This window comes from Pseudomonas sp. PS02290 (assembly GCF_029960075.1).
Lineage (GTDB): Bacteria > Pseudomonadota > Gammaproteobacteria > Pseudomonadales > Pseudomonadaceae > Aquipseudomonas.
The window spans coordinates 2,944-15,148 of record NZ_JASCOY010000050.1; the positions used below are offsets into that span (position 1 = coordinate 2,944).

General features: G+C 64.9%; 2 protein-coding genes (1 of these 2 cut by a window edge). Both read right to left on the reverse strand.

Features of this window, described 5'->3' with window-relative positions:
* Window positions 1–1,431 carry an aspartate aminotransferase family protein gene (locus QMX88_RS19285; protein ID WP_282371858.1) on the reverse strand — a complete coding sequence of 477 codons (1,431 nt, stop codon included), beginning with the start codon at window positions 1,429–1,431 and terminating at the stop codon, window positions 1–3.
* On the reverse strand, window positions 1,424–12,205 hold the 3' portion of the coding sequence (locus QMX88_RS19290; RefSeq protein WP_282371859.1) for a non-ribosomal peptide synthase/polyketide synthase. Its footprint extends 5,385 nt past the window's final position; only the last 10,782 of its 16,167 coding nucleotides appear in the window; its start codon lies off the right edge, out of view; its stop codon occupies window positions 1,424–1,426. The genes QMX88_RS19285 and QMX88_RS19290 overlap by 8 nt, the downstream gene beginning before the upstream one ends.

Here is a 12,205-nt window from a genome sequence, read left to right on the forward strand (position 1 = left end):
TTAACGCTGTTTGACGGCCGCTGAAACGGCGGCGGCAAAGATGTCGGCGATCTGGTCAATCTGCGCGGCAGTGACGATCAGCGGCGGCAGGAAGCGGATGACCGACGAGTGGCGCCCGCCCACTTCGATGATCAGCCCCCGCTGTAAGCATTCACGCTGGATGGTCGAGGCCAGCGCGCCGCTGTGGGGAAAGTGGCCGAGGGCGTCCGGGCGGCCGTCGAGATCGACCATTTCCACCCCGATCATCAAGCCCATGCCGCGCACATCGCCCATCTGCGGAAAGTCTTTCTGCAACGAGCGCAGGTGCCCGATCAGGCGTTCGCCCATGGCGGCGGCGTGCAGGTCCAGTTGCTGTTCGCGGACAATGCGCAGCGTTGTCGAACCGGCCACCATCGCCAGTTGATTGCCACGGAAAGTGCCGGCGTGGGAGCCCGGTTTCCACACGTCCAGGGACTTGTTGTAAACCACCACGGCCATGGGTTGGCTGCCGCCGATGGCTTTGGACAGCACCAGCACGTCCGGCACGATGCCCGCGTGCTCGAAAGCAAACGGCTTGCCGGTGCGGCCCACGCCACACTGGATTTCGTCGAGAATCAGCGGCACGCCGGCGTCGCGGGTAATGCGGCGGATTTCCCGCAGCCATTTCGCCGAGGTCGGCACCACACCGCCCTCCCCCTGCAGGGTTTCCAGAATCATCCCGGCCGGCGGCAACACGCCGCTTTCCGGGTCGGTCAGCTGGTTCTTGATGTAGTGCAGACCGATGCGCTCGCCGGCCTCGCCGCCGACGCCGAACGGGCAGCGGTAGTCGTAGGGAAACGGCAGGAACTGCGCGCCGTCGGCCATACCGTCCAGATAGGTCTTCGGCCCGAGATTGCCCATCAGCGCCAGCGCGCCCTGGGTCATGCCGTGATAGGCGCCGTGGTAGGCCATCAGGTTGCTGCGTCCGGTGGCGGTGCGCACCAGTTTCAGCGCCGCTTCCACCGCATCGGTCCCGGCCGGCCCGCAGAACTGAATGCGCGCGTCCTTGGCGAATTCTTTCGGCAGCAACGCGAACAGCTCGTTGATGAAGTCGTCCTTGGCTTCGGTCATCAGGTCCAGGGTGTGCAGCGGGCGCTGGCCGTCGAGGGTGGCGCGCATGGCCTGGATCACCTCGGGGTGGTTGTGCCCCAGCGCCAGGGTGCCGGCGCCGGCCAGGCAATCGATGAACCAGCGCCCTTCGCTGTCCTGCACGTGAATGCCCTGGGCGCGCTTGAGTTCCAGGGGAATGCGCCGCGGGTAGCTGCGCGCGTTGGATTCCACGGCGGCCTGCCGCTCCAGTCGCGGGGTCGGCGCAAAGCGGTAGTCGGCGTTGGCGACGGCGGCGTCCGGGCTGCTCGACAGCGCCTCGCTGTGGCGGGCGGCAATCGGCGTCACGTTGTGTTGGCTATGCATGTTCGTGCTCCTGGAAATCGTGGGAATGGGGGCGTTCGTTGACCTGCGCGAGGGCCTCGGCAAGTTGAGTGATGAACAGCTGATCACGGACGATCGAAAGGTGGTCGGCGTCGATCCAGGCCGAAACCTGCAAGCGAACACCCATGCCCTGCTCCAGAAGAGCCGGTGCGTTATCGTTATTTTCCGGCGAGCGCTCGGCCCACCAGGCGTAGACCGGCACGCTGAGGGAGTGGATCTGGCGGCATTGATTGGCCAACTGGCGCATGTGCCGCTCGACGCCGAGCAGCTGTTGCCAGTGCGCGTCGGCTTCCAGACCCTCGTCATCGGCGTCGAGAACCGGGGTTTCCGGCACGGCAGGACGCGGCTGACCGGCGCCCGGCACGTAACCGTCGATCAGGCCGACGAACTCGACGCGCTTGCCGAGTCGGGTCAGCAGCCGCGCCATTTCCAGCACCATCGTCCCGCCCATGGACCAGCCGATCAGCCGATATGGGCCGGACGGCTGCTGTTCGAGCAGCGCCTTGACGTAGTCGCGGGCCATTTGCTCGATGGAACTGTCGCGCCACTGGCCGTCCAGCACCTGGCGGTTCTGAATGCCCCACACGTCCCACTGCACAGACAGGCGCCGGGCCAGTGCGTAGTAGCCGACCACCGTGCCGCTGACCGGGTGCACGCAGAACACCGGCGGCTTGTCGCTGGCGCCGCTGCTCAGACGAATCAATGGATTCGGCGCGCCGTCACGGCTGACGACCACGCTTTGCGGCGCGGCAGGTGTTGATGAAGGCAAGCTGTCCAGCAACGCCACCAACCCGTCGCGATATGACGTTTGCAGGCGTTCGATGGTCTGACGCTGATAACGCTGACCGCTGAAACGGAAGGTCAGCCCCAGTTGCCCGGCAAAGACCTGGCCGTTGATTTCCAGCTCGCGATTGAGCGGCGTGGACGGGTCGACCAGCGCGCCCGCCGACACCTTCGACGGCGAGAAGCGGCCATCGCCCAGGTCCTGATCGAACTGACCGAGGTAGTTGAACACCACCTTGGGCTCCGGCAGCGCGGCCAGTGACTGACGCGCCGAATCGTCGCCCAGATAACGCAGCAGGCCGAAACCGACGCCTTTGTCCGGCAAGCCCCGCAGGCTGTCTCGCACCCCGATCAGGGTCTGGCGGATATCGGCAGCGGCACGCACCCGCAGCGGGAACAGGCTGGTGAACCAGCCCACCGTGCGACCGACATCTAGCCCCTCAGCCAAGGCTTCACGGCCGTGGCCTTCCAGTGCGACGAGACTGTCAGGCTGGCCAGTCCAGCCCTTCAGCGCTTCGGCGAGCACCGCCAACAAAATTTCATCGGTGCGCGCTGCCAGTGCCGCCGGGGCTTCGCGCAGCAAGCGACGGGTCAGACCCGCGTCCAGCAGCAGTTCGCACTGCTCAAGGTCCTGTTGCGTGGCGCGGCCTTCAGGGTGGTCCACCGGCCAGACCGGCTCGGCGGTGCCGACCTGTTTCAGCCACTGGCCCACTTCGGTTTGACGCTCAGGTGCCTGCGCCGCGTCGACCAGATGCCGCGCCCAGCGCTGGAAGCTGCTGGATTTCGGACCGAGATCCACCGCACCGCCCGAAGCGACCTGGGCGTACGCCCGCGCCAGATCCTCCAGCAACACCCGCCACGACACGCCATCGACCACCAGGTGATGAGCGACCAGCAACAGTTTTTGCCCTTCCGGCATCTGCGCCAGCACCACGCGCAGCAGCGGGCCGTCGTGCAGATCAAGGCTGCGCTGGGCCTGATCGCACAGCGCAGTCATGGCGTGCTCGTCGGCCACGTCACGCAGCCATAGATTGTCGGCAGCCGAAGCGTCTCGATACTGCTGCTGCCAGCCCTCGTCCGCGTGCTGACGGAAACTCAGGTTCAGGCCGTCGTGATGACCCAGCAGCGCGCCCAGCGCCTGGCTCAACAGCGCCGCCTCCAGCGGACGCTGCACGTCCAGCAACAACGCCTGGTTGAAGTGCGCGCGGTTGGCCATCGGTTGCTCGAAGAAGTGTGCCTGAATCGGCGTCAACGGCAGCTCGCCCTTCGGCGCGTCTTCGACCAACAGCGCTGCGCTGGCTTCGATGACCGTGAGGCGCAGGGCCAGATCCTTGAGCCGGGGATGGCTGAACACGTCCTTCGGCAGCAGCTTGAAACCGACCTGACGCAGACGGGTGATGACCGCCAGCGACTGGATCGAATCGCCGCCCAGCTCGAAGAAGCTGTCCTGACGGCTGATGCTTTCAACCCCCAGCAACTGCTGCCAGACCCGCGCCAGCTCGACTTCGCGCTCACCTTCCGGCGCTTCGAAGGCCTGACTGCCGACCTGCGGATCAGGCAGCGCGTTGCGGTCCAGCTTGCCGTTGGGCAACTGCGGCAAGCGCGCCATGACCACAATGTGCGCCGGCACCATGTATTCAGGCAGGGTGTTTTTCAGTTGATCCTTGAGGCTGTCTTCTGACAGGTCGTTGCCGCCGACGTAGCCGAGCAACTGCTTGCCGTTGCCTTTGTCGCGCACGATCACCAGTGCTTCACGCACACCGTCGCAGGCCTTGAGTGCCGCTTCGATTTCACCGGCTTCGATGCGGAAGCCACGGATTTTGATCTGGTGGTCGATACGGCCGAGGTATTCCAGCAGCCCTTCGCTGTTCAGGCGCACGCGGTCGCCACTGCGGTAGATGCGTTCGCCGGCACGGAACGGGTGCGGCAGGAAACGCTCGGCCGTTGCGCCGGGACGGTCCAGATAACCCCGCGCCACGGCGCCACCCAGATAGAGTTCGCCGGCAACGCCCTGAGGCAGCGGGTTCAAATCCGCGTCCATTACGTAGCCCTGACGATCCCCCACCAGATCACCAATCGGCGCGTACGCCGTGGTGAAATCAGCGGTCTCGGCAGACACCAGCCACAGCGTTGGCGTGACCACGGTTTCGGTCGGGCCGTAGCCGTTGATGATCCACAGCGGCTGCAGATTGCGAATCACGTCGTGGAGCATCTCGCGGCTGAAGGCTTCACCGGCAAAGCAGTAGGTTTTCACGCCCGGACCTTTGCCCTGCACGCCGGCCCAATCGGACAGCTGACGCAGGTAGCTCGGCGGGAACGAGGCCACGGTGATGCCTTCGCGAATCAGGGTGTCGTAGGTCTGCTCGACGCTCCACAGTTCCTGATCGCGCAGCACCACGCGGGCGCCGTAACACAGCGGCATCATCCAGCCTTCGTGGGCGCCGTCGAAGCTGATCGACAGGAAGTGGAACTTGCGGTCTTCCGGGGTAAAGCGGTACCGCTCGCCGATGGTCTGGATGTGCATCGAAATGTCGGCGTGGGCGATGGCTGCACCCTTTGGCTTGCCGGTCGAACCCGAGGTGTAAATCAGGTAGGCCAGTTGCTGCGGGTGAATCACCACATCCGGTGCCGTTTCCGGTTCGGACGAGCAATCGAGCTGATCGATGTTCAGCAGCGGCACATCGCCCACCGGTACCCGATCCAGCGCGGCGTCATGGCTGATCAACAGCTTCACGCCGCCGTCTTCGAGCATGTAGCGCAGGCGTTCGGTCGGGTAATCCGGGTCGAGCGGGATATACGCCCCACCCGCCTTGAGCACGGCATAAAACGCCAGCCACAGATCAATCCCGCGCTCCATGGCAATCGCCACCCGCACTTCGGTGCCGATGCCCCGGGCGCGCAAGGCGTGGGCCAGTTGATTGGCGCGACGGTCGAATTCGGCGAAGGTCAGGCGTTCATCACCATGGACCAGCGCAATGGCGTCGGGCCGAATACGCGCGTGGTCGGCGATCAGCTCGTGAATCGGCCGATCGACGTAAGGCGAAAACGGCGGCGTGTTCCATTGATCCAGCGCGGCCAGGTCGGTCTCGCCGAGCAACGGCAGGTCGCCGATGGCGGCGTCGGGTTGGGCACAGATCGCCCGCAGCAGCGTGACCAGTTGCTCGAACAGACGCGCCACGGTCGAGACGTCGAACAGGTCGGTGGCGTAATCGAGGTAGCCGCTGATGTGGCCATCGCGGTGCTCGAAGGTGCCGAGGACCAGATCGAACTGCGCACCCTTGATGTCCCACTGGCGGGCCTCGCAGCTCAAATCATCGAACTGCAGCAGCGACAGATCCGGCTGTTGCTGGTGGTTGTAGCTGACCTGGAACAGCGGGTTGACGCTCAGGCTGCGCGCCGGTTGCAGCGCTTCCACCAGTTGCTCAAACGGCAGGTCCTGATGGGCGTGGGCGCCGAGCAGGTTGTCCTTGACCTGGGCCAGCAGCGCGGTGAACGGCTGGTCGCCGCTGACCTGGGCGCGCAGCACCAGGGTGTTGACGAAGAAGCCGATCAGGCCCTGGGTCTGCACCTCGGCACGCCCCGCCACCGGCACGCCGATGCGCAGATCGCGCTGGCCGCTGAGGCGATAAAGCAGCGTGTCGAACGAGGCCAGGAACAGCATGAACAGCGTGGCGTCGTGGGCTTTCGCGGTATGGCGCAGTGTGTCGGCCAGGTCTTGCGGCAGCACGAAGGCATGGCGCCCGCCTTTGCCGTCGCGCTCGGCGGGACGCGAACGGTCCGCCGGCAGTTCCAGCACCGGCTGTTCGTCACCCAAGGCTTCACGCCACCAGTTCAACTGACGCTCGCGCTCGGCACCGCTCAGGTGCTCGCGCTGCCAACTGGCGTAGTCGGCGTAGTGGACGCTCAGCTCAGCCAGTTGGGCGTCGCTGCCCTGGGCGAACCGGCGATACAGCGCGGCGAAGTCTTCGAGCATGACCTGCACCGACCAGCCGTCGGAGATGATGTGGTGCATGCACAGCAGCAGGCGCCATTGATCGTCCGCCACCCGCGCCAGGGCCACCCGCCACGGCGCGCGCTCGGCGTCGAGGTCGAAGGGCTGGTTCATGAACGCTTCGGCCAGCGCGTCGAATGCCGCTTCTGGCGTATCGCTGTCGCGCAGGTCGTGACGGGCGATGTGCACGCTGCTGACCGGCAAAACCCGCTGCTGCGGCACCGCCTCCCCGTTTTGCATCGGCGACGGGCGGAAGCAGGTGCGCAGGGTTTCGTGACGGGCCGCGAGGGCGTCGAAGGTCTGCTGCAGGGCATCGAGCTTCAGCGCGCCGCTGAGGTTGAGCACGCACGGCAGGTTGTACGCAACACTCTCGGGCTCCAGTTGCGCGAGGAACCACAAGCGTTGCTGGGCGAAGGACTGCGGCGCGAACTCGCGGTCAGCACGGGGCTGCAGGGCCGACATCGCCGTGGCGAGCGCCTGGGTGTTCAGGTAGTGGGCCAGATCGGCGAGGACCGGCGACTCGAACAGCGCACGCAGGGGCAGCTCAAGCTTCAGATCGCGGCGGATCTGCGCCACCAGTTGGATGCCCAGCAGCGAGTGCCCGCCGAGGGCAAAGAAGTTGTCCTGACGCCCGACCTGGGCGACGCCGAGCAGGTCTTGCCACAGCGCGGCCAGTTGGGTTTCGACGCCCGCCAGTGGCGCCTCGAAGCTGCGCTGCTGGATCTGTGGATCGGGCAGCGCTTTGCGATCGAGCTTGCCGTTGGCGGACAGCGGCAGCTTTTCCAGTGCGACGAAGTGGGCCGGGACCATGTAATCCGGCAGGCGCTGTTTCAGCTGGGCGCGCAGGTGTTCTTCGTCGAAATCGTCAGCGACCAGATAGCCCACCAGCTGCATGCCGGTCGCCAGTTCACGGGCAACAACCACCGCTTCGCTGACCGCCGTGTAATCCAGCAGAGCCGCTTCGATCTCGCCGATTTCAACCCGTAAACCGCGCAGTTTGATCTGGTGATCGAGACGGCCAAGGTATTCCACCACGCCGTCGGCACGCCAACGGGCCAGGTCGCCGGTGCGGTACAGCCGCTCGCCGGTGCCGAATGGGCTGGCAACGAAACGCTCGGCGGTCAGGCCGGGACGCAAGTGGTAACCGCGAGCGAGGCCGTCGCCGCCGATGTACAGCTCGCCGGGAACGCCGATGGGTTGCGGATTCAGGCGGCTGTCGAGGATGTGGATTTGGAGGTTATTTAGCGGGCGACCGATAGGCACGGAAATGCCCGGCTCATCAACGCAGGTCCAGTGGGTGACATCGATGGCCGCTTCCGTCGGGCCATACAGGTTGAACAGGCCGGCATTCGGCAGGCGCTGCAGGGTTTCGCGGGCCAGATCGGCAGGCAAGGCTTCGCCGCTGCACACGATACGTTTCAGGGAGGCACAGCCGGTGAGATCGTCCTGGGCCATGAAGGCACCGAGCATCGACGGGACGAAGTGCAGCGTGGTGATCTGCTGTTTTTCGATCAGCTTGGTGAGCGCAACAGGATCGCGGTGATCACCCGGCTGAGCGACCACCAGACGCGCGCCGACCATCAACGGCCAGAAGAACTCCCACACCGACACGTCGAAACTGAACGGTGTTTTTTGCAGCACGGTGTCGGTTGCATCGAGCGCGTAGGCTTCTTGCATCCAGGCCAAACGGTTGAACAGCGCCGCGTGAGTGTTGCCCGCGCCTTTCGGTTTTCCCGTCGAGCCAGAGGTGTAAATCATGTAGGCCAGTTGCTCGGGGTGCAGCTCTACAGCAGGCGCGGTGAAGGGATAAGACGCCAGCGCCAGATGATCCAGATTTACGACACGAAGGCCTTCCACAACCGGCAGATCATCAATCACCGCATCGTGACTCAGCAGCAAGCCGATCCCTGCGTCTTCGAGCATGTAGCGCAAACGGTCCGCCGGGTACTCCGGATCAAGCGGCACGTACGCCCCGCCGGCTTTCAACACCCCGTACAGCGCCACCACCATTTCCACCGAACGCAACGCCGCCACGCCCACCAGGGATTCGCGCCCGACGCCCTGCTCGCGAAGGTAATGGGCCAGTTGGTTCGCGCGCTGATCCAGGTCGCGATAACTCAACACCTCCTCGCCAAAGCGCAACGCTTCCCGCTCGGGATACAGCTGCGCCAGCCGCTCAAAATGCTGATGCACAAACGGCTCCGAGTCCCAATCACGCGCCGTGTCATTGACCAGCGCCAACTGCGCGCGGTCTTCAGCATCCAGCAACTCGAAGTCGCCAATTGCCGCGTCCGGCTGCTCGATCAACTCGATAAACAGCTGCTCAAAGCGGGCATGCAAGCGCTCGATGCTGCCGTGATCAAACAGGTCCGTGGCGTAGTTCCACGACCCACCCAGCCCGCCGTCGGCGTCCTCAAAGGTGTTCAGCGCCAGGTCGAACTGGCTGCTGCCGTCGTCCAGCGGCAGCACGTCGGCACGCAGGCCGGGCAATCCAGCGAGGGATTCGAAGTCCTGCTGCTGGTGATCGTAGGCCACCTGGAACAGTGGGTTATGGCTCAGGCTGCGGTGGGGTTGCAGCACTTCGACCAGTTGCTCGAACGGCAGGTCCTGATGGGCCTGGGCACCGAGGGTCCGCGCCTTGGCCTGTTCCAGCACCTGGCGATAGGTCAGCTCGGCAGACACCTCGGCCCGCAGCACCTGAGTGCTGACGAAAAAGCCGATCAGCCCTTCGACTTCCAGCCGCGAACGGCCGGCAATCGGCACGCCGATGCGCAGGTCGTTCTGGCCGCTCAGGCGGTGCAGCAACACTTGATAGGCCGACAGGATCGCCATGAACGGCGTGATGCCCTGTTGTCTGGCGAACTCGCGCAGGCGCTGACTAAACGCGATATCGAAGGCGAACAGCACGCGATCACCGCGATAGCTCTGCTGGGGCGGACGCGGCCGGTCGGTCGGCAGTTCCAGCACCGGGTGCTCGTCACCCAGTTGCTCGCGCCAGTAGTTCAGTTGCCGCTCGCCCTCGCCCGCCGCCAGCCATTCGCGCTGCCAGGCAGCGAAGTCAGCGTATTGCACCGGCAATGGCGCGAGTTGCGGCGCGCGGTTTTCCACGGCCGCGCGGTACAGCTCGCAGAATTCCTGCAGCAGCACGCGCACCGACCAACCGTCCGAGATCATGTGGTGCAGGCACAGCAGCAGACGCTGTTCGTCAGGCGCGACACGCACCAGCGCCAGTCGCCAGACGGGGCTGCGCGACAGGTCGAACGGACGCTTGACGAAGTCTTGAGCCAGGGCGTTGAAGGCGGTGTCGATATCCCCTTCATGGCTGATATCCAGCCGCTCGATCTCCACCCTTGAAGCAGGCTCGATTTGTTGCATCGGCACGCCCTCGACCGCCAGGAACCGCGTGCGCAGCACTTCATGGCGTGCGGTCAGGCCGTCGAATGCCGCCTGCAATGCAACCTCGTTCAGCTCGCCGCACAAGCGCACGGCGCCCGGCAGGTTGTAGGCGTGACCGCCGGGTTGCAGCTGATCGAGGAACCACAACCGCTGCTGGGAAAAGGACTGCACGGCGCGGTTCTGCTGGCGCGGGGTCAGCTCAAGCTGCTTGGCTTCGGTGGATGCCAATCCGGTGATGCGCTGGGCGAAATCACTGAGGCGCGGCGCGTCGAACAGCGCACGCAACGGCACGCTCAGTTGATGCTCATGGCGCAGGCGGGAGATCAGCTGCATGGCCAGCAGCGAGTGGCCGCCGAGTTCGAAGAAGTGATCGTTGCGGCCGACGGCGTCGATGCCCAGCAGTGGCTGCCACAGCGCCGCCAATTGCTGTTCAAGGCGCGTTTGCGGCGCTTGGTAGTCGCTGGAGATCACCTGTGGATCGGGCAGCGCGTTGCGGTCGAGCTTGCCGTTGGGCAACTGCGGCAGGCGTTCCATGACCACGATGTGCGCCGGAACCATGTATTCCGGCAGGGTGTTTTTCAGCTGCTGCTTGAGGCTGTCCTCGGCCAGACCGTTGCCGCCGACATAACCGAGCAAGACTTTTCCGTTCGCGCCGTCACGGACAACGACCAAGGCCTCGCGAACGCCCTTGCAGGTTTTCAGCGCCGCTTCGATCTCGCCGGCCTCGATGCGGAAGCCACGGATCTTGATCTGATGGTCGATACGGCCCAGATACTCCAGCAGCCCTTCGCTGTTCAGGCGCACGCGGTCGCCACTGCGGTAAATGCGTTCGCCTGCACGGAATGGATGCGGCAGGAAACGCTCTGCCGTTGCGCCCGGACGGTCCAGATAACCCCGCGCCACGGCGCCACCCAGATAGAGTTCGCCGGCAATGCCCTGGGGCAGCGGGTTCAAATCTGCGTCCATTACGTAGCCCTGACGATCCCCCACCAGATCACCAATCGGCGCGTACGCCGTGGTGAAATCAGCGGTCTCGGCAGACGCCAGCCACAGCGTCGGCGTGACCACGGTTTCAGTCGGGCCGTAGCCGTTGATGATCCACAGCGGCTGCAGATTGCGGATCACGTCGTGGAGCATCTCGCGGCTGAAGGCTTCACCGGCAAAGCAGTAGGTTTTCACGCCCGGACCTTTGCCCTGCACGCCGGCCCAATCGGACAGCTGACGCAGGTAGCTCGGCGGGAATGAGGCGACGGTGATGCCTTCACGAATCAGCGTGTCGTAGGTCTGCTCAACGCTCCACAGTTCCTGATCCCGCAGCACGACTCGGGCGCCGTAACACAGCGGCATCATCCAGCCTTCGTGGGCGCCGTCGAAGCTGATCGACAGGAAGTGGAATTTGCGGTCTTCCGGCGTAAAGCGATAACGCTCGCCGATGGTCTGGATGTGCATCGAGATGTCGGCGTGGGCGATGGCTGCGCCTTTTGGCTTGCCGGTGGAGCCCGAGGTGTAAATCAGGTAGGCCAGTTGCTGCGGATGGATCGTGACGTCCGGGGCTGTGAATGGCTCGGATGAGCAGTCCAGTTCGTCCAGATTGAGCAGCGGCACATCACCCACGGGCACACGATCCAGCGCCGCATCGTGGCTGATCAACAGCTTCACGCCGCCGTCTTCGAGCATGTAGCGCAGGCGCTCGGTCGGGTAATCCGGGTCCAGCGGAATGTACGCCCCACCCGCCTTGAGTACGGCATAAAACGCCAGCCACAGATCAATCCCGCGCTCCATGGCAATCGCCACACGCACTTCGGTGCCGATGCCCCGGGCGCGCAAGGCGTGGGCCAGTTGGTTGGCGCGTCGGTCAAACTCGGCGAAGGTCAGGCGCTGTTCGCCGTGGACCAGCGCGATGGCGTCGGGACGAATACGCGCGTGGTCGGCGATCAGCTCATGAATCGGCCGATCCACGTAAGGCGAAAACGGCGGCGTGTTCCAGGCGTGCATGGCGTCGATGTCGCCTTCGGTGAGCATAGACAGCTCGCCGATGCGCGCCTCGGGGAAGCGGCAGAGGCCGTCCAGCAGTGCCTGGAAATGCCCGCACAGACTGGAAATCTGTTCGGCGCTGAACACGTTGCTGTGGTAGTTGACGTGAACGTGGGCCTGCTCGCCCGCCACCACGGCCAGGCTCAACGGGTAGTGGGTCTTGTCGCTGAGTTCCACGGAACCCAAGTTGACACCGTTGGCCTGCTTGTCCCGCAGCACCGCGTCCACCGGGTAGTTTTCGAACACCAGCAGGCTGTCGAACAGGTCACGGCCGGCGTGACCGGCATAGCGCTGGGCCTCGAACAGCGGCGTGTGTTCGTGCTCGCGCAGTTCCAGGTTGTGGGCTTGCAGGTCATTGAGCCAGTCGCCGACCTTCTGCTGCGCTTGCGGCGCCTGCACCAGCGGCAGGGTGTTGATGAACAGCCCGAGCATGCGCTCGATGCCCGGCACCTGCGCGGAACGACCGGACACGGTGGCGCCGAACGCGACCCGCTGCTGCCCGGTGTAGCGCTGCAACAGCAGGACCCAGACCGCCTGAATCAGCGTGTTGAC

What these genes read in the sequence shown, in the direction of transcription:
- QMX88_RS19285 (WP_282371858.1), bottom strand. Translation starts at nt 1,431, where the DNA reads ATGCATAGCCAACACAACGTGACGCCGATTGCCGCCCGCCACAGCGAG.